Source organism: Paraburkholderia flava (genome assembly GCF_004359985.1).
In the GTDB taxonomy this organism is placed as follows: Bacteria; Pseudomonadota; Gammaproteobacteria; order Burkholderiales; family Burkholderiaceae; genus Paraburkholderia; species Paraburkholderia flava.
In genome coordinates this window covers 239,847-262,740 of the sequence record NZ_SMRO01000001.1, presented here as the reverse complement: position 1 = coordinate 262,740, position 22,894 = coordinate 239,847, and the positions used below count along the sequence as shown (strand labels likewise).

The 22,894-nt window shown below is 62.2% G+C and carries 17 protein-coding genes and 2 pseudogenes; 12 read left to right on the top strand and 7 right to left on the bottom strand.

Translation table 11 applies throughout. The features are described from left to right. The first annotated feature begins 72 nt into the window (after window positions 1-72). From betI to E1748_RS32130, 5 genes and pseudogenes are all read left to right on the top strand, one after another. On the top strand, window positions 73-660 hold the full coding sequence (gene betI, locus E1748_RS01130; protein WP_133645318.1) for a transcriptional regulator BetI: 588 nt from the start codon (window positions 73-75) through the stop codon (window positions 658-660). 94 nt (window positions 661-754) lie between these two features. After that, window positions 755-2,224, top strand: coding sequence for a betaine-aldehyde dehydrogenase (gene betB / locus E1748_RS01125; protein ID WP_133645317.1), 1,470 nt, complete (start codon window positions 755-757; stop codon window positions 2,222-2,224). Between the two features lie 11 nt (window positions 2,225-2,235). Then, a complete protein-coding gene (gene betA, locus E1748_RS01120) occupies window positions 2,236-3,960 on the top strand; it encodes a choline dehydrogenase (protein ID WP_133645316.1) in 1,725 nt (574 codons plus the stop codon). 151 nt (window positions 3,961-4,111) lie between these two features. Continuing rightward, window positions 4,112-5,569, top strand: a complete 1,458-nt coding sequence (locus E1748_RS01115) for an MFS transporter (RefSeq protein WP_133645315.1) — start codon at window positions 4,112-4,114, stop codon at window positions 5,567-5,569. A gap of 513 nt (window positions 5,570-6,082) precedes the next feature. Beyond that, window positions 6,083-6,985: pseudogene (locus E1748_RS32130) on the top strand (ESPR-type extended signal peptide-containing protein); the annotation flags it as partial. A 1,628-nt stretch (window positions 6,986-8,613) separates the two neighbouring features. On the opposite strand, the gene E1748_RS32125 reads toward E1748_RS32130, so the two are convergent. Beyond that, window positions 8,614-8,829 (bottom strand): hypothetical protein, encoded by a 216-nt coding sequence (locus tag E1748_RS32125; RefSeq protein WP_476703860.1) that lies wholly within the window; start codon window positions 8,827-8,829, stop codon window positions 8,614-8,616. Here E1748_RS32125 and E1748_RS32120 point away from each other — a divergent pair. Then, window positions 8,738-8,980: pseudogene (locus E1748_RS32120) on the top strand (hypothetical protein); the annotation flags it as partial. The gene E1748_RS32125 and the pseudogene E1748_RS32120 overlap by 92 nt on opposite strands. Before the next feature lie 2,661 nt (window positions 8,981-11,641). Next, window positions 11,642-13,015, top strand: a complete 1,374-nt coding sequence (locus tag E1748_RS32115; RefSeq protein WP_476703861.1) for a YadA family autotransporter adhesin — start codon at window positions 11,642-11,644, stop codon at window positions 13,013-13,015. A gap of 155 nt (window positions 13,016-13,170) precedes the next feature. On the opposite strand, the gene E1748_RS01105 is transcribed toward E1748_RS32115, so the two are convergent. The 3 genes from E1748_RS01105 to E1748_RS01095 all read right to left on the bottom strand — a co-directional run bounded on the left by E1748_RS01105 (window position 13,171) and on the right by E1748_RS01095 (window position 14,894). Then, complete coding sequence (locus E1748_RS01105; RefSeq protein WP_133645314.1) at window positions 13,171-13,563, bottom strand: tautomerase family protein; 393 nt, start codon at window positions 13,561-13,563, stop codon at window positions 13,171-13,173. Between the two features lie 78 nt (window positions 13,564-13,641). Beyond that, the gene (locus tag E1748_RS01100; RefSeq protein ID WP_133645313.1) at window positions 13,642-13,878 is read right to left on the bottom strand and encodes a hexameric tyrosine-coordinated heme protein; all 237 of its coding nucleotides are present in this window, start codon (window positions 13,876-13,878) and stop codon (window positions 13,642-13,644) included. A 71-nt stretch (window positions 13,879-13,949) separates the two neighbouring features. After that, window positions 13,950-14,894, bottom strand: coding sequence for a catalase family peroxidase (locus E1748_RS01095; protein WP_240766226.1), 945 nt, complete (start codon window positions 14,892-14,894; stop codon window positions 13,950-13,952). Between the two features lie 221 nt (window positions 14,895-15,115). On the opposite strand from E1748_RS01095, the gene E1748_RS01090 reads away from it, so the two are divergent. Further along, the gene (locus E1748_RS01090; protein ID WP_133645311.1) at window positions 15,116-15,721 is read left to right on the top strand and encodes a helix-turn-helix transcriptional regulator; all 606 of its coding nucleotides are present in this window, start codon (window positions 15,116-15,118) and stop codon (window positions 15,719-15,721) included. Between the two features lie 36 nt (window positions 15,722-15,757). Here the strand turns inward: E1748_RS01090 and E1748_RS01085 are convergent, their stop codons facing one another. Further along, on the bottom strand, window positions 15,758-16,693 hold the full coding sequence (locus E1748_RS01085; RefSeq protein ID WP_133645310.1) for a 2-hydroxyacid dehydrogenase: 936 nt from the start codon (window positions 16,691-16,693) through the stop codon (window positions 15,758-15,760). Between the two features lie 271 nt (window positions 16,694-16,964). On the opposite strand from E1748_RS01085, the gene E1748_RS01080 reads away from it, so the two are divergent. Continuing rightward, on the top strand, window positions 16,965-18,455 hold the full coding sequence (locus tag E1748_RS01080) for a sensor domain-containing diguanylate cyclase (protein WP_133645309.1): 1,491 nt from the start codon (window positions 16,965-16,967) through the stop codon (window positions 18,453-18,455). A 22-nt stretch (window positions 18,456-18,477) separates the two neighbouring features. Here the strand turns inward: E1748_RS01080 and E1748_RS01075 are convergent, their stop codons facing one another. After that, a complete protein-coding gene (locus E1748_RS01075; RefSeq protein WP_133645308.1) occupies window positions 18,478-19,884 on the bottom strand; it encodes a heavy metal sensor histidine kinase in 1,407 nt (468 codons plus the stop codon). Beyond that, window positions 19,881-20,552 (bottom strand): heavy metal response regulator transcription factor, encoded by a 672-nt coding sequence (locus E1748_RS01070; RefSeq protein WP_133645307.1) that lies wholly within the window; start codon window positions 20,550-20,552, stop codon window positions 19,881-19,883. The genes E1748_RS01075 and E1748_RS01070 overlap by 4 nt, the downstream gene beginning before the upstream one ends. A gap of 171 nt (window positions 20,553-20,723) precedes the next feature. On the opposite strand from E1748_RS01070, the gene E1748_RS01065 reads away from it, so the two are divergent. Genes E1748_RS01065 through E1748_RS01055 form a run of 3 tightly spaced genes read left to right on the top strand, consistent with a single transcriptional unit; the run spans window position 20,724 to window position 22,894 of the window. Next, window positions 20,724-21,353: a hypothetical protein gene (locus tag E1748_RS01065; protein ID WP_133645306.1), complete on the top strand. Its 630-nt coding sequence runs from the start codon at window positions 20,724-20,726 to the stop codon at window positions 21,351-21,353. Between the two features lie 54 nt (window positions 21,354-21,407). Then, window positions 21,408-22,055 (top strand): cytochrome b/b6 domain-containing protein, encoded by a 648-nt coding sequence (locus E1748_RS01060; protein ID WP_133645305.1) that lies wholly within the window; start codon window positions 21,408-21,410, stop codon window positions 22,053-22,055. Continuing rightward, window positions 22,052-22,894 (top strand): molybdopterin-dependent oxidoreductase, encoded by an 843-nt coding sequence (locus E1748_RS01055; RefSeq protein WP_133645304.1) that lies wholly within the window; start codon window positions 22,052-22,054, stop codon window positions 22,892-22,894. The genes E1748_RS01060 and E1748_RS01055 overlap by 4 nt, the downstream gene beginning before the upstream one ends.

Sequence of the window (22,894 nt, the reverse complement as noted above, 5' to 3'; positions counted from 1 at the left end):
GATTGATCGATCAATAAAAAACCGCTAGCCTACGGTTTTCCTGCTGTTCGGTTCCTAACAGGGTTCGACACCATGCCCAAACTCGGCATGCGCGAAGTACGCCGCGCACAACTGATCGACGCCACGCTGCTCACGATCGATCAGGCGGGCCTGTCGGGCACGACGCTCGCTTCGGTTGCACAGCGCGCGAATATTTCGACGGGTATCGTCAGCCACTATTTCGGCGACAAGGATGGGCTGCTCGAAGCGACGATGCGCCACATCCTGCGCGATCTGTGGGCCGCGACGACGCGCCGCCGTATCGCCGCGAAAGCGCAGCCTCGCGCGAGGCTGCGCGCAATCGTCGCCGCGAATTTCGACGTGTCGCAGGTCAGCGGCCCGGTGATGAAGACGTGGCTCGCGTTCTGGACCGAGAGCATGCACGAGCCGACGCTGCGTCGCTTGCAGCGCGTGAACACACGGCGCCTGTATTCGAATCTGTGCGCCGAATTCGCGAAGGAATTGCCGCGCGGCGCGGCACGTCGTGCGGCGAGCGGTCTTGCCGCGATGATCGACGGGTTGTGGCTGCGCGGCGCGCTGTCCGGCGATCCGTTCGACACACGTGCGGCATTGCGTCTCGCGAACGATTACATCGACATGCTGCTTGTGCGTACTGCCTGAATCGATCACAGCCGCGGGCTCGCACACCGTACGCGGCCCACATAAGCGCGACAAGACCCGAGCAAGTGTTAAAGCCCTAACCCAGAGAACCACGATGCCCATCCACGACCTGCAACGTCTCTACATCGGCGGTGAATACGTCGATGCCACCGGCGGCGACACCTTCGATACCTTCGACCCCGCCACCGGCGAAAAACTCGCCACCGTGCAACAGGCGAGCGCAGCCGATATCGATCGCGCAGTAGCAAGCGCACGCGAAGGCCAGCGCGCGTGGGCCGCGCTCACGGCGATGCAGCGCTCGCGCATCCTGCGCCGCGCAGTCGATCTGCTGCGCGAACGCAACGACGAACTCGCGGAACTCGAAATGCGCGACACCGGCAAGCCGATCGCCGAAACGCGCGCGGTGGACATCGTCACCGGCGCGGACGTGATCGAGTATTACGCGGGCCTCGCGACTGCAATCGAAGGCCAGCAGATTCCGCTGCGCGCCGAGTCGTTCGTCTATACGCGACGCGAACCGCTCGGCGTGACGGCCGGCATCGGCGCGTGGAATTACCCGATCCAGATTGCGTGCTGGAAGTCGGCGCCCGCGCTTGCGGCCGGCAACGCGATGATCTTCAAGCCGAGCGAAGTCACGCCGCTGTCCGCGTCGAAGCTCGCGGAGATCTATGTCGAGGCAGGCGTGCCGCCGGGCGTGTTCAACGTCGTGCAGGGCGACGGCCGCGTCGGCGCGTTGCTCGCGAATCATCCAGGCATCGCAAAGCTGTCGTTCACCGGCGGCGTCGAGACCGGCAAGAAAGTGATGGCCGCAGCGGGCGGCTCGACGCTGAAGGAAGTCACGATGGAACTCGGCGGCAAATCGCCGCTGATCGTCTTCGAAGATGCCGATCTCGATCGCGCCGCCGACATCGCCGTCACCGCGAACTTCTTCAGCGCGGGACAGGTATGCACGAACGGCACGCGCGTGTTCGTGCATCGCTCGGTGCAGCAGGCGTTCGAAGCACGCATCGTCGAGCGCGTGAAGCGCATCCGGATCGGCAAGCCGTCCGATCCGTCGACGAACTTCGGCCCGCTCGCAAGCGCCGCGCAACTCGACAAGGTGCTGGGCTACATCGACAGTGGCAAGCGCGAAGGCGCACGCCTGGTCGCAGGCGGCGCACGCCTCGTGGACGGCGAATTCGCGCGCGGCCAGTACGTCGAGCCGACCGTGTTCGCCGATTGCCGCGACGACATGAAGATCGTGCGCGAAGAAATCTTCGGCCCGGTGATGAGCGTGCTCGCGTTCGACGACGAAGAAGAAGTAATCGCACGTGCAAACGACACGATCTACGGCCTCGCCGCCGGCGTCGTCACGGAGAACCTCGCGCGTGCGCATCGCGTGATCCATCGACTCGAAGCGGGCATCTGCTGGATCAACACGTGGGGCGAGTCGCCGGCGGAAATGCCGGTGGGCGGCTACAAGCAGTCGGGCGTCGGTCGCGAGAACGGCATCACGACGCTCGAGCACTACACGCGCATCAAGTCGGTTCAGGTCGAACTCGGCCGTTATCAACCGGTGTTCTGAAGGAGACCAGCATGGCGGCGAACGAGTACGACTACATCATCATCGGCGCGGGATCGGCGGGCAACGTACTCGCGACGCGGCTCACCGAAGACCGCGACGCAACCGTGCTGCTGCTCGAAGCAGGCGGCCCCGACTACCGTTTCGATTTCCGCACGCAGATGCCGGCGGCACTCGCGTACCCGCTACAAGGCCGGCGCTACAACTGGGCATACGAGACCGATCCCGAGCCGCACATGAACAACCGGCGGATGGAATGCGGGCGCGGTAAAGGACTCGGCGGTTCGTCGCTGATCAACGGGATGTGCTACATCCGCGGCAATGCGCTCGATTACGACGGCTGGGCGCAGCGTAAAGGTCTGGAAGACTGGAGCTATCTCGACTGTCTGCCGTATTTTCGGAAAGCCGAAACGCGCGACGTCGGCGCGAACGATTATCACGGCGGCGACGGCCCCGTTCACGTGACGACCAGCAAGCCCGGCGCAAACCCGCTGTTCGAAGCGATGGTGAGCGCAGGCGTACAGGCCGGCTACCCGCGCACGGAAGATCTGAACGGCTACCAGCAGGAAGGCTTCGGCCCGATGGACCGTACCGTCACCGCTAACGGCCGACGCGCGAGTACTGCGCGCGGCTACCTCGATCAGGCGCGCGCGCGGCCGAATCTCACGATCGTCACGCACGCGACCACCGATCGCATCCTGTTCTCCGGCAAACGCGCAAACGGCGTCGCGTACCTGCACGGCGACAAGGCCGTCACCGCGCACGCGCGCCGCGAAGTGCTGCTGTGCGGCGGCGCGATCGCGTCGCCGCAGATCCTGCAACGCTCCGGCGTCGGTCCGGCCGCATGGCTGCGCGAACTCGACATCCCCATCGTCCACGATCTGCCCGGCGTCGGACAGAATCTGCAGGACCATCTCGAGATGTACATGCAGTACGCGTGCAAGGAGCCCGTGTCGCTGTACCCCGCGCTACTGCTGCACAACCAGCCGGCGATCGGACTCGAATGGATGCTGCGCGGCACCGGCATCGGCGCGAGCAATCATTTCGAAGCGGGCGGCTTCATCCGCACGCGCGACGACGATCTGTGGCCGAACATCCAGTATCACTTCCTGCCGGTTGCGATCAACTACAACGGCACCAACGCAATCAAGATGCACGGCTTCCAGGCGCACGTCGGTTCGATGCGTTCGCCGAGCCGTGGCCGCGTGAAGCTGCGTTCGCGCAATCCGCACGAGCATCCGTCGATTCTCTTCAACTACATGGCCGAAGCACTCGACTGGCGCGAGTTCCGCGACGCGATCCGGATCACGCGCGAGATCATCCGGCAGCCCGCGCTCGATCGTTTTCGCGGCGAAGAACTAAGCCCTGGCGCCGCGCTGCAAAGCGACACGGAAATCGATGCGTTCGTACGCGCCCGCGCGGAAACCGCGTACCACCCGTCGTGCTCATGCGCGATGGGCTACGACGATATGGCGGTGGTCGACGGCGAAGGCCGCGTGCATGGACTCGAAGGGTTGCGCGTCGTCGATGCGTCGATCATGCCGCTGATCACCACCGGCAACCTCAACGCACCGACGATCATGCTCGCCGAAAAAATCGCCGACCGCATTCGCGGACGCACGCCACTCGCGCGGGTGGATGTGAAGTACTTCGTCGCGAATGGCGCGCCGGCGCGTGGCGCGTCGATGAAGCCGAACGCACCGCTGCGTGCGGGAGAAGCGGTTCACGCCGCAACCTGAAGCGCAGGTATGGAGGCGTCCATGACGCCCCCATACCATCCCGATGCCGGTTCCGTTCTATGTCTGCCAATAATGGTCGCTTCTACTGACTGGACTTGAGCCTCGACGCGGTCTGCGTTCGTGGCCCGTTTCACGTCCATCAGAGGATGCCATGCCGACCGCCGCTCCCCCGCCTCGTTCAACGTCTCCCCGTCCCACTGCCGCCGCGCGGCTCGAACGACTGCCGTTCTCCGGCTATCACCGCACGATTTTTCTGATCATCGCGGTCGCGTTCTTCTTCGACTCCGTCGATCTCGGCACGATGACCTTCGTGCTCGGCTCGATCCGCACGGAGTTCGGGTTATCGAGTGCGACGGCGGGTCTCGTTGCGAGCGCGAGCTTCTTCGGGATGGTGATTGGCGCAGCAGTGGCGGGCCTGCTCGCCGATCGCTTCGGACGACGTCCCGTGTTCCAGTGGAGCATGGTGCTGTGGGGTGCCGCGTCGTACCTGTGCTCGACCGCGCATTCGGTGGAGGCATTGATCGTCTACCGCGTGCTGCTCGGCATCGGCATGGGGATGGAGTTTCCGATCGCGCAGACGCTGCTGTCCGAGTTCGTGCCGACCGCTTCACGCGGCCGCCTCGTCGCGTTGATGGACGGCTTCTGGCCGCTCGGTTTCATCACGGCCGGCGTCGTGTCGTATTTCGTGCTACCGCAGTTCGGCTGGCGTAGCGTGTTCGCGCTGCTCGCGATTCCGGCTGTGTTCGTGCTGATCGTGCGGCGCATCGTGCCGGAGTCGCCGCGCTGGCTCGAACATCGTGGCCGGCTGCATCAAGCGGATTCGGTGCTCGCGCAGATCGAAGCGAAAGTGATGAAGTCGGCAGGCATTGCATCGCTGCCGGCGCCGTCAATGCTTGCCGAAGCGGTCGTCACGCGTACGCAAGGTGCGTTCCGCGAAATCTGGAGCGCCGCGTACCGGCAACGCACGATCATGGTGTGGGCGTTGTGGTTCTTCGCGCTGCTCGGCTTTTACGGCCTCACGTCGTGGCTCGGCGCGCTGATGCAGCAGGCCGGCGTCGCGGTGACGAAATCGGTGCTGTACACCGTGCTGATCTCGCTCGGCGGCATTCCCGGTTTTCTGTGCGCGGCGTGGCTCGTCGAGCGCTGGGGCCGCAAACCGACCTGTATCGCGTCGCTCGCAGGCGGTGGAGCGATGGCTTACCTGTACGGCCAGTGCGCATTGCACGGTGACAGCGTCGTCCTGCTGATCTGCACCGGCCTCGTGATGCAGTTCTTCCTGTTCGGCATGTGGGCCGCGCTCTACACGTACACGCCCGAGCTGTACGGCACCGGCGCACGCGCGACCGGCTCGGGGTTCGCGTCGGCGATCGGACGGATCGGCTCGCTGATCGGACCATATGCGGTCGGTGTCGTGCTGCCGGTGTTCGGTCAGGGTGGCGTGTTCACGCTCGGTGCGCTGTCGTTCGTGGTGGCTGCGCTCGCGGTGTGGATGTTCGGGATCGAGACGAAGGGGCTCGCGCTGGAGTCGCTGGCGTCGGAGGCGCAGGAGGAAGGTGCGCTCGCCGGCTCGACGAGTGTCGGCGTCGTGAAGCCGGGCAATCTTCGCTGATCTATCTAAGCCCATGGGTATCCACGATGTAGTGGACCATCGACGCAGCGCTCGATTGAGCGCTGCGTTCCGCTATCGCGCGGATATCTGCTGCATGACCCTCTGCCTACCCGCCCGATTCCCGACGGGCCCAGCGGCTTCTTCGAGTTGCCGCATCCCTGCGCTACGTTCCTGCAAGACTGCATAGAAACGATTTAATCGCATTCGGCGACTTATCCTTCAAATTGAAAGGCACCTTCTCGCTTTCAATCGGATTTATTTAATACTTTCCTAATCATCCGATCAATATTCGCCTGCCCATTAAAATATTCACTAAAAGCGAAGAAAATAGACTCGATAAATAGATTTTTCAAAATTTCACGTTTCACCAATAATGATTTTACATTCATTGAAAGATTAATAAATCTATAAAAAATAAGATCGCTCCCACGTCGTTGACCGCCCTGTTTCGGGGCATTGATCCTAAACACACCGCTCTTGCGTGTTGTTTAAGCTCGGGGAGAAGTTTCTGTTATGAACCGCACATACCGCTCCATCTGGAATGCGGCGCTCGGCGCTTGGGTTGCTGTTTCAGAACTTACATCCAGCCGACGAAAGTCGAATAAATCGGTTATAGCGACCGCGGTTCTGGCGATTATCTCCACTACCAATATTGCGCACGCCCAATATACGGCGGGCGGAGCAACGACAGCGACAGGATCCGGCGCGGTGGCGATTGGAACAGGCGCCGTTGTGAAGAGCGGTACTGCTTTTGGCGGTGTTGCGCTCGGGCTGAATGCGCAAGTCCAGAACACGACTTCCGGCGCCCCGGATGCGGGTGTCGCGATTGGTGGAAACTCACAGGCGAACAGCACGTCGTCCGCGGGTTCTTCCCCAGTCGCTATCGGTACGAGTACCAACGCCAGCGGTACCGGCTCGCAGGTTGCGATTGGCGACCAGGCAGTCGCCACGGGGAAGAATGCGGTTGCGATCGGCGGCAATGCATATAGCACCGGCACCTCGTCCACGGGGGACTACGCCGTTTCCATCGGCGCGGGATCGGCGGCATCGGGCGCCGGCGCACTGGCGTTTGGTGGCGATGCCACTGGCGGGGCCAACGCAGCGGGACAGAACTCTATCGTGTTCGGCGCGGGATCGAGTGCGACCACGGCAGGAACCAATGCCGTTGTCATCGGCCCGCATTCCACGGCGACCAACGCAAATGCGGTGGCGTTGGGCTCCAATTCGGTTACGGCTGCAGCCGTGGCGACGACCAGCGCGACCATCAATGGCGTGAGCTACGGGTTTGCCGGAACGACACCCGGGTCGACCGTCAGCGTTGGGTCGGTCGGAGCGGAGCGCACGATAACGAACGTGGCTGCGGGTCGCCTTTCGACCACCAGTACGGATGCGGTTAACGGATCGCAGCTCAACGCGACGAATCTGGCGGTTGGGTCGGTTGGGTCGAGTGTGGCTAGTTTGTCTAGCTCTACGTCGACAGGGATTAGCTCGTTGTCCACGTCGACGTCGACTGGGGTTAGCAGTTTGTCGACGGGGTTGAGTACGACGAACAGCAACGTCAGTAGCTTGTCGACTGGCTTGAGCAGCACGAATAGCAATGTGACGAGTCTTTCGAGTTCTGCGTCGACGGGGATTAGCTCGTTGTCTACGTCGACTTCGACTGGGGTTAGTAGCTTGTCGACTGGGTTGAGCACGACCAACAGTAACGTGGCCAGCCTGTCGAGTTCTGCATCGACGGGTATCAGCTCATTGTCCACGTCGACTTCGACTGGGGTCAGCAGCCTGTCGACTGGTCTAAGCACGACCAACAGTAACCTGGCGAGCCTGTCGAGTTCTACATCGACCGGCATCAGCTCTTTGTCCACGTCGACTTCGACTGGTATCAGCAGTTTGTCGACTGGTTTGAGCACGGCCAACAGTAACGTGGCGAGCCTGTCGAGTTCTACATCGACGGGTATCAGCTCGTTGTCCACGTCGACTTCGACTGGTATCAGCAGTTTGTCGACTGGTTTGAGCACGGCCAACAGCAATGTGAAGAGCCTTTCGAGTTCCACGTCGACGGGTATCAGCTCGTTGTCTACATCGACGTCGACTGGGGTTAGCAGTTTGTCGACGGGGTTGAGTACGACGAACAGCAACGTCAGTAGCTTGTCGACTGGCTTGAGCAGCGCGAATAGCAATGTGACGAGTCTTTCGAGTTCTACGTCGTCAGGCATCAGCTCGCTGTCGACGTCGACCTCCACTGGTATCAGCAGTCTCTCGACAGGTTTGAGTACCACGAACAGCAATGTCGGTAGCCTGTCGACTGGCTTAAGCAGCACGAATAGCAACGTAACGAGCTTGTCGAGCTCTACGTCGACTGGCATCAGCTCACTGTCGACGTCAACCTCGACGGCCGTTAGCAGTTTGTCGACGGGGTTAAGCACGACCAACAGCAACGTCGGTAGCCTGTCGACCGGTTTGAGCAGCACGAACAGCAACGTAACGAGCTTGTCGAGTTCCACGTCGACAGGCATCAGCTCACTGTCGACGTCAACCTCGACGGCCGTTAGCAGTTTGTCGACGGGGTTAAGCACGACCAACAGCAACGTCGGTAGCTTGTCGACCGGTTTGAGCAGCACGAACAGCAACGTAACGAGCTTGTCGAGTTCCACGTCGACGGGCATCAGCTCACTGTCGACGTCGACCTCGACTGGTGTCAGCAGTCTGTCGACGGGTCTGAGCACGACCAACAGCAGCGTCGGTAGCCTCTCTACAGGCATGAGCTCGCTGTCCACATCGACTTCGACCGGCGTTAGCAGTCTGTCGACGGGTCTCAGTTCGTTGTCGACGTCGACCTCGACCGGTATCAGCAGCCTGTCGACTGGTCTCAGCACGACCAACAGCAACGTCACAAGCCTGTCGAGCTCCGCATCGACCGGGATCACCTCGCTGTCGACCGGCCTGAGCACGACCGGCAGCAGCGTGTCGAGTCTGTCGACGGTCGTATCGGCCACACGCACGCACTACTACAGCGTGAACGACAACGGCACGCAGCAGGGCAACTACAACAACGACGGCGCGACCGGCGTGAACGCCCTCGCGATGGGCACGAACGCGAGCGCGGCGGGTGCCAGCAGCGTGGCGGCGGGCAACGCGGCGAGCGCGAGCGCGCAGAACGGAGTCGCGATCGGCAATGGCGCGACCGCGGCCGATGCCAACAGCGTGGCGCTGGGCAGCACCGCGAAGACCGCACCGTCGAACCCGACGGCGACGGGCACGATCGGCGGCCAGACCTACAACTACGCGGGCTCGACCCCGACCGGTGTCGTGTCGGTGGGCGATGTGGGCGCCGAACGGCAGGTGACGAACGTGGCCGCGGGCCGCGTCACGAGCACGAGCACCGATGCGGTCAACGGCTCGCAGCTGTTCGCGACGAATACGGCGGTCAATTCGCTGTCGACGGGTGTGGGTAATCTGTCGACTGGGATTAGCTCGTTGTCGACCGGGTTGAGCACGGCGAACAGCAACGTGACGAGTCTGTCGAGCTCCACGTCGACGGGGATCACCTCGCTGTCTACGTCGACTTCGACGGGTATCAGCAGCCTCTCTACTGGTCTGAGCACGACCAACAGTAACGTAGCGAGTCTGTCGAGTTCCACTTCGACCGGCATCAGCTCGTTGTCGACTGGCGTGAGTTCGCTGTCTACTTCGACGTCGACTGGCATCAGTAGCCTGTCGACTGGCCTGAGCACGACCAACAGTAACGTAGCGAGTCTGTCGAGCTCTACTTCGACGGGCATCAGTTCGCTGTCGACTGGCGTGAGCTCACTGTCCACTTCGACCTCGACCGGTATCAGTAGCCTGTCGACCGGTCTGAGCACGACCAACAGCAATGTAGCGAGTCTGTCGAGTTCCACTTCGACGGGCATCAGTTCGTTGTCGACTGGCGTGAGTTCGCTGTCTACTTCGACGTCGACTGGTATTAGCAGCCTGTCGACTGGGCTGAGCACCACGAACAGCAATGTGACCAGCCTTTCGAGCTCGACGTCTACAGGTATCAGCTCGTTGTCGACCTCGACCTCGACTGGCATCAGCAGTTTGTCGACTGGCCTGAGTACCACGAATAGCAACGTGACGAGTCTGTCGAGCTCTACATCGACAGGTATCAGCTCGCTGTCCACCTCGACCTCGACAGGTATCAGCAGCCTGTCGACGGGTTTGAGCACGACGAACAGCAATGTGACCAGCCTTTCGAGCTCGACGTCTACAGGCATCAGCTCGTTGTCGACTGGTGTGAGTTCACTGTCCACTTCGACCTCGACTGGCATCAGTAGCCTGTCAACGGGCCTGAGCACGACCAATAGCAACGTGACGAGTCTTTCGAGCTCGACATCTACAGGTATCAGCTCGCTGTCCACCTCAACCTCGACTGGCATTAGCAGCTTGTCGACGGGTTTGAGTACAACGAACAGCAACGTCACGAGCCTTTCGAGCTCGACGTCCACAGGCATCAGCTCTCTGTCGACTGGCCTGAGCACGACCAATAGCAACGTAACGAGTCTTTCGAGCTCGACATCTACAGGTATCAGTTCGCTGTCGACCTCGACTTCGACTGGCATCAGCAGCCTGTCGACTGGTCTGAGTACCACGAACAGCAACGTGACGAGCCTGTCGAGCTCAACGTCCACAGGCATCAGTTCGCTGTCGACTGGCGTGACTTCGTTGTCCACCTCGACCTCGACCGCCATCAGCAGCTTGTCGACTGGCCTGAGCACCACGAACAGCAACGTCACGAGCCTTTCGAGCTCTACATCGACCGGCATTAGCTCGCTGTCCACCTCGACTTCGACTAGCATCAGCAGCTTGTCGACTGGCCTGAGCACCACGAATAGCAACGTGACGAGTCTGTCGACCTCAACCTCGACTGGCATTAGCAGCCTGTCAACGGGTTTGAGTACAACGAACAGCAACGTCACGAGCCTGTCGAGCTCGACGTCCACAGGCATCAGCTCTCTGTCGACTGGTGTGAGTTCGCTGTCCACTTCGACCTCGACCGGCATCAGTAGCCTGTCGACGGGCCTGAGCACGACCAACAGCAACGTGACGAGTCTTTCGAGCTCGACGTCTACAGGTATCAGCTCGCTGTCCACCTCGACCTCGACAGGTATCAGCAGCTTGTCGACTGGCCTGAGTACCACGAACAGCAACGTGACGAGTCTGTCGAGCTCAACGTCTACGGGCATCAGCTCGCTGTCCACCTCGACCTCGACCGGCATCAGCAGCCTCTCGACCGGCCTCAGCACAACGAACAGCAACGTGACGAGTCTGTCGAGCTCGACGTCTACAGGTATCAGCTCGCTGTCCACCTCAACCTCGACAGGTATCAGCAGCTTGTCGACCGGCCTGAGCACCACGAACAGCAATGTCACGAGCCTGTCCAGCTCTACATCGACCGGCATTAGCTCGCTGTCGACTGGCGTGACTTCGCTGTCCACCTCGACCTCGACCGGCATCAGCAGCTTGTCGACCGGCCTGAGCACCACGAACAGCAACGTCACGAGCCTGTCGACCTCAACATCAACGGGCATCAGTTCACTGTCGACGGGTCTGACTTCGCTGTCCACGTCCACCTCGACCGGCATCACCAGCCTCTCGACCGGCCTGAGCACAACAAACAGCAACGTCACGAGCCTGTCGACCTCAACATCAACGGGCATCAGTTCACTGTCGACGGGTCTGACTTCGCTGTCCACGTCCACCTCGACCGGCATCACCAGCCTCTCGACCGGCCTGAGCACAACAAACAGCAACGTCACGAGCCTGTCGAGCTCAACATCAACCGGCATCAACAGCCTGTCCACCGGCGTCGTCTCCCTGTCGACTTCAACCTCGACCGGCATCACGAGTCTGTCGACCGGCTTGAGCACAACCGGCAGCAGCCTGACGAGCCTGTCCACGTCGACATCGACCGGACTGACCTCACTGTCCACCGGCTTGAGCTCGACCAACAGCAACGTCACCAGCCTGTCGACCTCGACCTCGACCGGCCTGACCTCGCTGTCCACTGGCCTGAGCACAACGAACAGCAACGTGTCGAGTCTGTCGACCGGTCTCTCGACCGCGACCAGCGGCGTATCGAGCCTGTCGACGGTCGTGTCGTCCACACGCACGCACTACTACAGCGTGAACGACAACGGCACGCAGCAAGCGAACTACAACAACGACGGCGCGACCGGCATCAACGCACTCGCGGCGGGCACCAACGCATTCGCGTCGGGTGCCAGCAGCGTGGCGGTCGGCAATGGCGCAACAGCCAGCATCGCCAACTCGGTCGCCCTCGGTGCCGGTTCCGTGGCGAACGCTGCAGCCGTACAGGTCCCCTCGGTCTCGTTCGGTTCGATGACGCTCGGCCCGTTTGCCGGCGCAGCGCCGGTCGGCGTCGTGAGCTTCGGCGCGCCGGGCGCCGAGCGGCAGCTCACCAACGTCGCGGCCGGCCGGATATCAGCCAGCAGCACCGACGCGATCAACGGTAGCCAGCTGTTCCAGATTGCCAGTCAGTTGAGCACGACCAACAACAACCTGGCCAGTCTGTCGACTTCGACGTCGACGGGTCTCAGCAATCTGTCGACGTCGACCTCCACAGGTCTCAGCAGCCTGTCGACCGGTCTCAGCACGACGGCCTCGACGCTGAGCCCGGGTGGCCCGAACCACAACCAGAACGGCGGCGACACATCGACGCAAGGCCGCACGTTCAACAACACGTCGGTCACCACGGTGAACGCCGGCAGTTGCGGTACAGCCAACGGCGTCGACACGACAACGTCGGGCACCTGCGCGCAGGCCGGCACGATCGCCGGTGTGAACGGCGCGACCACGACGACGGTCGCGAACGGCGCGACGGCAATGGGTTCGCAGTCGCTGGCGCAGGACACGAACACGACGGCGATCGGCTTCCGGGCGACCGCGCAAGGTCAGGGTTCGACGGCGATGGGCTTCCAGTCGCAGGCGACCGGCACGCAATCGACGGCGCTCGGTGCGAACTCGATCGCCAGCGGCGCGAACTCTGTAGCGATCGGCTCGGGCTCGGTCGCGAACGAGGCGAACACGGTGTCGGTGGGTTCGGCCGGTAGCGAGCGGCGCATCACGAACGTCGCGCCGGGCGTGAACCCGACCGACGCAGTGAACCTGCAGCAGTTGCAGAGCGTGCAGAGCAACGTCAACAACGTCGCGCGCGTCGCGTACTCAGGCATCGCGATGAGCATGGCGATGGCCGGAACCTACATGCCGACGCTGGCGCCTGGCGAACAGGAACTGGGTGTCGGTGTCGGCGGATTCCAGGGGTATGGCGCGCTCGCGATCAACTTCAAGGCGCTCTCCGACAGCGGAAGATGGTCTTACGGCGCGGGTCTCTCGACGACGGGTGCTCAGGTCGGAGTCAACGCCGGCGTAGGCTGGAAATGGTGAGGCAAAAGCGAATGTCGCTATGTCCGTGTCCGGATCTGGACCGCGGATGATCCGATAGTTTGAGAACGCATCGCTGTCCCGGCGATTTGAAGTAACGCCGGGACAGTGACTCAACATCCGGACTGCGACGCGCGACAAAAAAACCGCTGGCTCCGTTACGTCAACTCACCCGTCAGAAACTGCGCGCGTCCCCGGCCAAACGACCAGTCCGCGTCGTCGTTTTCGACGATGGACACGACCACGTCGTCCGGTGAGATACCGCATTTCGCTTGCAGGTTCTCGACGAGCAACCGATAGAACTCGACCTTCTGCGGCTCGGTACGCTTGCGGCTCACGGCAGTCAGCAGAACGACGTCTTTCGAACGCGGATACCCGAGCCCGGTGTCTTCGATCACCAGTTCGTTCGGTCGATGCTGTGCGACGCATTGATAGCGGTCGGTCACGGGGACGTCGAATGCCTGCACCATCGCCTGATGAGCTGCATCCAGCAGTGTGCGCAGCTGTTCGTCGGTGCGGCCTTGAATGATGTCGAATTTAAGCATCGGCATGTGAATTTTTCCTTGAATAAAGCGGTGTAAAGGCGACACGCCGCGATTCGATTCGGGTTCGTCTACTTCTCTACCCCGCTACTTGCGCCAGTAGTCATTCGCTGCGGCAATCGTCTTGAATTCGATCGCCACGACGTGGCCGACCTGTAAAAGCATGCTTGCGTCATTGGCGTACACGGCGCGCAGTTTCTCGCGGACAGTCTCGTCCGGCTGTGTGGCCTTGACGATTAACCGGGCCATCTTGACGGCAAGCTGCCGCCCTTCTTCAGGCGTTTCCGTGATGAGGGAATTGCCCGGTACGAGTGTGGTGTTCATGGTGACGTCTCCCGCGTGTTACCCATAATCGAACTACGTCGAGACGGCGAGGCCGCCTCGACCGCTAACCGCTATTGCTGACGACGCGCAAACGAAACCGGATAAGCAGCGGAACGCGCATTGATCATCGGATCTTCCACTTCGATACCGGGCGGCAGCGCATTCGGCATGAACAGCAGATGACGCTGCGCAAGCACGTTGTCGGCCACCGCCTTCGTGATCGAGATCGTGCCGAGTTCCACGGTGCGATGCGTGCTGGACCATGCGATCGACGGATCGTCGAGCTTGTCGCCCGGTTGCGCGATCTGCAGAACCAGCCGGAACCGGACTGGCCTGTGTGTCACACGCTGACGGATCTCGGATTGAAGAAAGTCCGGCGCGACCTTGGCCGCCGCCGCATCCGACAGATAGTGATCGCCGTCCATCGGCAGAAACTGATAACGCCCATACGTCACGACGCCTTTCGCATCGATGAATCTGAACGTGTTGACGCCGAAGTACGGCAACGTCGCATAGCTGGTAGGAAACGGCTTGTGCGCGGTCAGAAACGCCTTCGCTACCGGATGACTCGCCAGATAACCATCTAGCGGCGTGGGCTTCGGCGCGTTCGGGCCACTCGTTCCGATCGCGATCAGCAGGTCGCGGAAATCGTCCGCTGTGGGGGACGGAAAACCGTTGAACGAGTGCGCGACGATATCGCTGTCGCTGCCGTCGGGGAGCTTGAACTTGATCGCAAACCCACGCGGCGAAGCGAGTGTTTGATTGTCGGGAATATCCGGAATGCCGGCAAAGTTCGAGAACCGCACGATCACCGGAACCGCCGCCTGAAAATGCGGCGCCTTGCTCACCGTGCGTGCTGCAGCGCTCGGCGTAAAGGTGCCCTCGAGCACGATCCCCTTCGCGTGCACGGCGCGCGCATCCGGGTGTTTGCCGAACACGCCGTTCAACGCGTCGACGAGTTGCACGGGGGTCGATTTCTGAACAGCGGGGGAATTCGCGGTCTGGGCAGTCGCCATCTGCCCTATCGCAAGGGCAAGCAGAATGGCTAACGAAAAGCGCGGCACGGAGGGTCTCATGATCGGGACTCGTCAGGTGTATTGAGGGGGGACGGCAAGCGAAGTCTAGGGCACAACGACAATAATGACAATACTATTTGTCATTATTGTCGTTGTGCATCGCTGTGAACCCCCGCGGGCTATAATCGAAACCCACGCCTGCTGAACCACACCCCTTTCCCGTGACTACGAAGAGTGACGTCTTACGCGCGCTGCAACGAGAACCGCTGACTGTCGTGCAGCTCTGCGACCGTCTCAACGTGACGCGCACCGCAATCAATGTCCAGTTGAAACAGCTGGAAGCGGAAGGTCTCGTGCGGCGGCACAAGCCGCTGCAAACCGGCACTCCCGGCAAGCCGGCGGTCGTGTACGAAGCGGCTCAGGGCAGCGAGGACACGTCATCGAGTGCGTATCGCGTCTTTTTGATGGGGCTTCTCGCGACGCTTCGTCACCAGCTCGACGAGTGTCAGCTGAAGAGCGTGCTCACCGAAACCGGACGCGCCCTCGCCCGCGAAAACAATCTGCCCGCATCGACCGATTTCCAGACCAATCTTGCGCAGGCCATGGCGATCGTCGACGCGCTAGGCGCGCACACCGAAGCCGTTGCCGACGGCAACGCGATCATGGTGCGCAATTACAGTTGTCCGGTAGCGGGCGCGGTGCGCGAAAACCCCTGCGTTTGCAGTGCGATGGCCGCTTATTTTTCTGAAGCGACCGGGCGGCCGGCGAGCGAGCATTGCTTGAGGGATGGCCGGCTGATCTGCCGGTATCGAATCAAGAACAAGTAGCTTTCTGCGAACGCTATTCGTCCGCAGTGGTGGGATTCAGATCGGCGTCAGCACCGGCTCGCCCGCGAAATGCCGCTGGGCGTTCGCAAGAAAATGGCCCACCGACGCGCCGATCGCTTCCGGCGACGTGCCGCCCACATGCGGCGTCAGCACGACGTTCTTCAAATGCACCAGCAGTTGCGGCGGATGCGGTTCGCCTTCGTACACGTCGAGTCCCGCGCCGCCGAGCGTGCCCGCTTCGAGCGCCGCAGCCAGCGCCGCGGTATCGACGACACTGCCACGCGACACGTTCACGAGAAAACCCTGCGGACCGAGCGCATCGAGCACCGCGCGATCGATCAGATGCTGCGTGCCGGCGCCGCCCGGCGTCGCGATCACGAGGAAGTCGCTCCACGCGGCGAGATCGCGCACGTTGTCGAAATAGCGTAGCGGCGAGCCTTCGCGCGGCTTGCGGTTGTGATAACCGGTTTCGATGTCGAAGCCCGCCGCGCGACGCGCGACTTTCATCCCGATGTTGCCGAGACCGACGACGCCGAGCCGCTTGCCCGACACGTTGGGCCGCAGCGGCAGCTTGTCCCGCCAGATGCCTTCGCGGGTCGCGCGGTCGCGCTGCGGGATGTCGCGCACGACGGCGAGCAGCAACGCGAACGCGTGATCGGCGACGCAGTCGTCGTTGGTGCCCGCACCGTTCGCGACCACGATGCCGCGCGCCTTCGCATGATCGACTGCGATGTTCTCGTAGCCTGCACCGAGCGCACTGACGAATTCAAGAGCGGGTAGCCGGTCGATCTCGTCGGCCTTCAGACCGGTCGTGCCGTTGGTCAGCACGGCGCGGACCGACGCGCCGTTGGAAGCATCGAATGCCTGCGCGCGTTGTTCGGGAGTCGGCGCATAACGGATGTCGTACGCAGCGTCGACGCTTGCGTAGCTGTCTTCGTTCAAGGGAATCAGAACCAGCAGAGTAGGTTTCATGACCGGGACGCGTGAGCCAGGGAAAGGAGACGGCGATGCACGCCAGTGTAGCAAGGCGGTGCTTCATTGCGCTTTCATCGGGCAGCCTCACGTGGGTCACGGCGCCCAAATAGGCCAGCCCATCAGGGTTCGCACATTGCGTGCTGGCCCATCGTTGCAGCCGCGTTCGCCCCGATGCGTTTCTTCACGCCCTTAACCCCGTTTAACCCCTATTCCCAGCCCCCGTCGAACGCGCCTTAAAATAGATGACCTTCCTTTCGCGGACCGCTCCATGCCCGATACCTCCTCCGCCGCACACGAACCGCCTCCCCGCTCGGCGGCCGGCGACGACTCCGAAATGTTCGATCTCGCGCCGGTCTCGCTGTGGCTCGAGGATTTCAGCGGCGTACGGGAGCTGTTCGACGTATGGCGCGCGGCCGGCGTGACCGATCTGCGCGCGACCATCCAGCAGGAGCCGCATCGTGCGGTCGAATGCGCAAGCCGCATCCGTGTCGTGAAGGTCAACCAGAAAACGCTGTCGCTGTTCGAGGCCGCGAATCTCGACGTACTCACGGGGAATCTCGCGGCGGTGTTCCGCGACGACATGCTGGTCACGCATCTAGAGGAGCTTTGCCAGCTGTGGGAGGGTGCATCGAACTTCATGAGCCAGACCGTCAATTACACGCTCGGCGGCCGGCGGCTCGACGTACTGCTGAAGGGCCACGTGCTGCCCGGCCATGAAGCACAATGGGATCGCGTGCTGGTATCAGTCGAGGACATCACCGAACTCGAAGGCGCGCGGCGCCGCATCGGGCAGGCGGAACAGTACACGCGCGGGCTCTTCGAGAATTCGCCGGTGTCGCTGTGGGTCGAGGACTTCAGTCCGATCAAGCGCCTGCTCGACGATGCGCGCGCAGCCGGCATCATGGATTTTCGGGTGTTCACCGACGTGCATCCGGAATTCGTCGATCGATGCATGCAGGAGATTCACGTGATCGACGTGAATCAGCACACGCTGCAGATGTTCGATGCACCCAACAAGAAAACGCTGCTCGCACGGCTGCCCGAAGTGTTCCGCGACGAAATGCGCCCGCATTTTCGCGAGCAGCTGATCGATCTGTGGGACGGCAAGCTGTTCCAGCAGCGCGAGGTGCTGAACTATTCGCTCGAAGGCCACGAGGTTTATCTGCATCTGCAGTTCTCGGTGATGCCCGGCCACGAGCATACGTGGGACCTCGTGCTGATCGCGTTGACCGACATCACCGCACGCAAGAAGGCCGAGGCGTACCTCGAATATCTCGGCAAGCACGACGTGCTGACGAAGCTGCACAACCGCTCGTTCTACGTCGACGAGCTGAACCGGCTGGAGCGCAAGGGGCCGTTCCCGGTCACGGTCATCATGGCCGATCTCGACGGGCTGAAACGCGTCAACGATCAGCTGGGCCACGCGGCCGGCGACACGCTGCTGCGGCGCGCGGGCGAAGTGCTCGCGAAAGCGATCGAGGCACCGGTGCAGGCCGCGCGGATCGGCGGCGACGAGTTCGCGCTGCTGCTGCCCGCCACCGACGAACGCGGTGGCGCCGCGATGATCGATGCGATCCGTCAACTGGTCGAGCTCAACAACCAGTTCTACCCGGGCACGCCGCTGAGTTTTTCGATGGGTGTGGCGACATGCCAGCGCGGCGACCGGCTGGAACTCATCGTGCAGCAGGCCGACATGCTGATGTACGAGGACAAGCGTAACCGCTACGCGGACGACACGCCGCCCGCCTCCGACGCATAACGCGTCGCCTGCTTCGATATAGTCAGGCGGGCTGCGCCGGGAAGCGCAGTTCGAAGCGCGTCACGCCCGGCTGCGGACACGACACGTGCGCACTGCCGCGATGCAGGTTCATGATTGCCTTCACGATCGCAAGACCCAGGCCGCTCGATTCGGTGAACTGGCTGCGTGCCGAATCGGCGCGATAGAAGCGATCGAAAAGCCGCTGCAACTGTTCTTGAGGAATCGGCTCGCCTTCGTTCTCGACGACGATCGTCGCACCGTGCACCTCCTGTCTACCCGTCAGACGCACGATGGTATCGCGCGCGCCGTAGCGCACCGCATTCACGACGAGGTTGTTGATCGCGCGACGGCACAGCATCGCGTTCGCCCACACGATGCCGTCGGCGGTCACCGCGAAACGCATGCCGCGCTCGTCCGCGAGCCCTTCGAAGTAATCCGCGATCTTGTGCAGCTCGTCGCCGAGCGCGACCGGCGCGCATTCGACGGATAGCGCTGCATCGTCCGCCTGCGCGAGAAACAGGATGTTCTCCGCGATGTGGCCGAGCCGGTTCAGCTCCTCGAGATTCGATTCGAGTACGTGCTGATATTCGGCGACGTCGCGCGATTGCGCGAGCGTGACCTGCGTCTGCCCGATCAGCACACCGACCGGCGTGCGGATTTCATGCGCGAGATCGGCGGAGAACTGCGACAGCCGCTGATATCCATCCGCGAGCCGGTCGAGCATCGCGTTGAACGCATGCGTGAGTTGCCGCAATTCGACGGGTGCGTCGTCGCTGTTCAATCGCACCGCGAGATTCGCGGGGCTGATCTGCGCCGCGTGCGACGCGATGTGCCGCACGGGGCGCAAGCCGCGCCGCAGCACCACGTACGCGAGCAGCGTCGCTGCCAGCATGCCGGCGAGCGTCGAAAAAAGGATGCGGTCGCGATACGCGGCGAGCATGCGCACTTCTTTTGTCATCGGATGGCCGGCAATGATCTCGACTTCGGTACCATCCTCGCGCGCGGACGCGGACGCGACCGCCCACTGCACGGTGACGCCGTCGGGCAGCTTCGTGTACTGGATATCGCCGAGCGTCGGCAGGCGGTTCGCGGCCAGCACATGCAACGGCGGCACTGCGATGGCACCGGGATTCACGTCGATGAACGGCGGATCGCCCGGCCGCCGGAACAGCAGTACGTCCTGCTCCGCGCCGAGCATCGACTCGAACAGCAGCGGTCGGTCCTTCAACTCGCTCACGGTGTACATTTCGCGAGTGAGCCGGCTGAAATGCTCGACGCGGCCAAGCAGCATCACGTCCGCATAGCGTTGGAGCGACAGTTCCGCCGAGCGATAAAAGTACGCGCCCAGCATACCCGTCACGACGCACGCGATCGCCGCGAACAGGATGGTGGTGCGCGTCGTCAGCGAGCGCGACGTCCACAGTTTCATGCGTCGGGGCCGAACGTATAGCCGATGCTGCGCACGGTGTGGATCAGCTTCTTTTCGAACGGGTGATCGATCTTCGCGCGCAGCCGCTTGATCGCGACGTCGACGACATTCGTGTCGCTGTCGAAATTCATGTCCCACACTTCCGACGCGATCTGCGTGCGCGACAGCGCTTCGCCCTGCCGCTTCACGAGCAGATGCAGCAGCATGAATTCCTTGTTGGTCAGTGGGATTTCGATCCCTTCGCGTGTGACCCTTCGGCGCAGCACATCGAGTTTCAGATCCGCGACTTCGAACACGTCGGCCTCGCGCACCACGCCGCGACGCAACAGCGTGCGGATGCGCAGTACGAGTTCGGTGAACGAGAAAGGCTTGACGAGGTAGTCGTCCGCGCCGAGTTCAAGGCCGTGAATCCGGTCGCTGACGTGATCGCGCGCGGTCAGAAAAATGACTGGCAGGTCGCGCCGCGTGCGCAGCGTACGCATGATTTCCCAGCCGTCGATGCCGGGCAGCATCACGTCGAGCACCACCAGTTCGTAGGGATGCTCGAGCGCCATGTGCAGACCGTCCGTACCCGTACGCGCGAGATCGACGGCATAGCCGCTCTCGCGCAGACCCTTTCTCAGGTAGTCGCCGGTCTTCGGATCGTCTTCGATGACGAGGATGCTCATGGTGCCAAACCGTTCGGGAAAACGCGTTATTCAATTCGCACTGCTTCGCCGCATTCTAGCCGTTGCCGCGCGGGCCTCGGCGAATCATGACGTTTTTGTCATCTGGCCGTCAGACGCATGAGCGCTTCGATCGCTAGTCTAGGGTCATCCTCCAACACCGGGAAATAGCCCATGAAGCTCGCTGCACACCGTTTTCTGCGCGCAGTTGCCGTTCCTGCACTGATGGCCGCTGCGCTCGCCGCGACCGCGCCCGCCGCTTTCGCTCAGGCCAAGCCGACCGGCGTGCGTGGCACCGTCACGGCCCTCAACGGCGACATTCTCAAGGTTCATGAGAACAGCGGCCAGGACGTCGACGTGAAGCTCTCGAAAGACACGCCGATCCGCGGCGTGACGCTCGCGAACATCGCCGACATCAAGTCGGACAGCTACATCGGCACGGCTGCGATTCCGCAGGCCGACGGTTCGCTGAAGGCGCTCGAAGTGCACGTATTCCCGGCCAGCATGCGTGGGTCCGGCGACGGCCATCGTCCGTGGGATCTGGGCGCGAACAGCTCGATGACGAACGGCACGGTAGGCAGCGTCGTAGTCAGCAACGGCCGCACCGTCACGATCAAGTACAAGGACGGCGAGAAGAAAGTGCTGATTCCGCAGGACGTGCCTATCGTCAACCTGACGGATGGCGATCGTTCGCTGCTGGTGCCGGGTGCGCACGTCGTGCTGTTCGCGCATAAGGAAGCGGATGGTTCGATGGCTGCGAACTTCATCTCGGCCGGCAAGAACGGCGTCGTTCCGCCGATGTAATGCCCAGCGCCGCTGCATCCCGCAGCGGCGCATTTCTCTTTGTTCCGTTCCATCATGGCAGCCCCCATCGAGCGTTTCGTCGCTCATCCGCTCGTCGTTCGCATCACGCACTGGATCAACGCATTCGCGACGGTTTGCATGATCGCGAGCGGCTGGGCGATCTACAACGCTTCGCCGATTTTTCCGTTTCGATTTCCTGTTTGGGCAACCGTCGGCGGCTGGCTAGGCGGATCGATCGCGTGGCATTTCGCCGCGATGTGGTTGCTGTGCGCGAACGGACTCATGTACCTGACCTACGGGCTCGCGAGCCGGCATCTGCAGCATCAATTGTTGCCGGTGACGCCGCGCGCCGTTGCACGCGATGCGCTGCTCGCGCTGCGTTTCAAACTGCCGCACGAAGCGGGCCGCTATAACGCCGTGCAGCGCGCGCTGTATCTGTTCGTGCTGCTGCTTGGCGTACTGCTGGTTGCATCCGGCCTGTCGATCTGGAAGCCGGTGCAGTTCTCGTGGCTCACGTCGCTGTTCGGCGGATTCGACTTTGCACGGCGCGTGCATTTCTGCGCGATGGCGGGCATCGTCGGCTTTGTCGTCGTGCATCTCGCGCTCGTGCTGCTCGTGCCGCGTACGCTGCTGCCGATGTTTACCGGCCGCGCGACGCGTCATATCAAGCACACCGATACGCAACAGGAACACCGGGCATGAGCGAACGCAATTCTCCTCTCACCACGGTCGAGCCTCGCGAACCTGACGAGCAGTCCAGCAAGCTCATTCAGCCCGCTACCGCCGATTCGATCCGTAACACACGCATCTCGCTTGCCGAGCACCGTCCGCAGCTCGAACGTCTGCAACGAAGGCTGTTTCTGCGCTCGACGCTATCGGCCGGCGCGCTCGCGATGCTGTCGGGCTGCAACATGCAGGACGGCGATTCAGTCGACAAGGTGCTGTGGGCGATGTCGCGCTGGAATGATCGCGTGCAGGCGTGGTTGTTCAGCGGCACGCGGCTCGCGCCAACCTATTCGGCCAGCCAGATCACGAAGCCGTTTCCGTTTAACGCGTTCTATCAGGAATTCGACGTACCCGAGATCGACGGTGCATCGTTCGCGCTGGAGGTGTCGGGGCTCGTCGCCGACAAGCAGCCGTGGTCGCTCGCACGATTGCGCACGCTGCCGCAGGTGTCGCAGATCACGCGGCACGTATGCATCGAAGGATGGAGTGCGATCGGCGAATGGCGCGGTGTACCGTTCCGCACGTTCCTCGAACGGATCGGCGCGGACACGACCGCGCGCTACGTCGGCTTCAAATGTGCGGACCGCTATTACTCGAGCCTCGACATGGCGACTGCATTGCATCCGCAGACGCAGCTCACGCTCGACTTCGGCAGCGAACCGTTGCCGCCGAAATACGGCTATCCGCTGAAACTGCGCGTACCGACCAAGCTCGGCTTCAAGAACCCGAAGCACATCGCCGCGATCTTCGTGACGAACACGAATCCCGGCGGTTACTGGGAAGACCAGGGGTATAACTGGTTCAGCGGGTTATAG

Excerpts from the sequence above, each read along its gene's own strand:
- E1748_RS01095 (WP_240766226.1), bottom strand. The coding sequence starts at position 14,894 with ATGGCGACTGCCCAGACCGCGAATTCCCCCGCTGTTCAGAAATCGACC.
- E1748_RS01105 (WP_133645314.1), bottom strand. The coding sequence starts at position 13,563 with ATGCCGATGCTTAAATTCGACATCATTCAAGGCCGCACCGACGAACAG.
- betA (WP_133645316.1), top strand. The coding sequence starts at position 2,236 with ATGGCGGCGAACGAGTACGACTACATCATCATCGGCGCGGGATCGGCG.
- E1748_RS01070 (WP_133645307.1), bottom strand. The coding sequence starts at position 20,552 with ATGAGCATCCTCGTCATCGAAGACGATCCGAAGACCGGCGACTACCTG.
- betI (WP_133645318.1), top strand. The coding sequence starts at position 73 with ATGCCCAAACTCGGCATGCGCGAAGTACGCCGCGCACAACTGATCGAC.
- E1748_RS01075 (WP_133645308.1), bottom strand. The coding sequence starts at position 19,884 with ATGAAACTGTGGACGTCGCGCTCGCTGACGACGCGCACCACCATCCTG.
- E1748_RS01060 (WP_133645305.1), top strand. The coding sequence starts at position 21,408 with ATGGCAGCCCCCATCGAGCGTTTCGTCGCTCATCCGCTCGTCGTTCGC.
- E1748_RS01085 (WP_133645310.1), bottom strand. The coding sequence starts at position 16,693 with ATGAAACCTACTCTGCTGGTTCTGATTCCCTTGAACGAAGACAGCTAC.
- E1748_RS01055 (WP_133645304.1), top strand. The coding sequence starts at position 22,052 with ATGAGCGAACGCAATTCTCCTCTCACCACGGTCGAGCCTCGCGAACCT.
- E1748_RS01065 (WP_133645306.1), top strand. The coding sequence starts at position 20,724 with ATGAAGCTCGCTGCACACCGTTTTCTGCGCGCAGTTGCCGTTCCTGCA.
- E1748_RS01115 (WP_133645315.1), top strand. The coding sequence starts at position 4,112 with ATGCCGACCGCCGCTCCCCCGCCTCGTTCAACGTCTCCCCGTCCCACT.
- betB (WP_133645317.1), top strand. The coding sequence starts at position 755 with ATGCCCATCCACGACCTGCAACGTCTCTACATCGGCGGTGAATACGTC.
- E1748_RS01100 (WP_133645313.1), bottom strand. The coding sequence starts at position 13,878 with ATGAACACCACACTCGTACCGGGCAATTCCCTCATCACGGAAACGCCT.
- E1748_RS01080 (WP_133645309.1), top strand. The coding sequence starts at position 16,965 with ATGCCCGATACCTCCTCCGCCGCACACGAACCGCCTCCCCGCTCGGCG.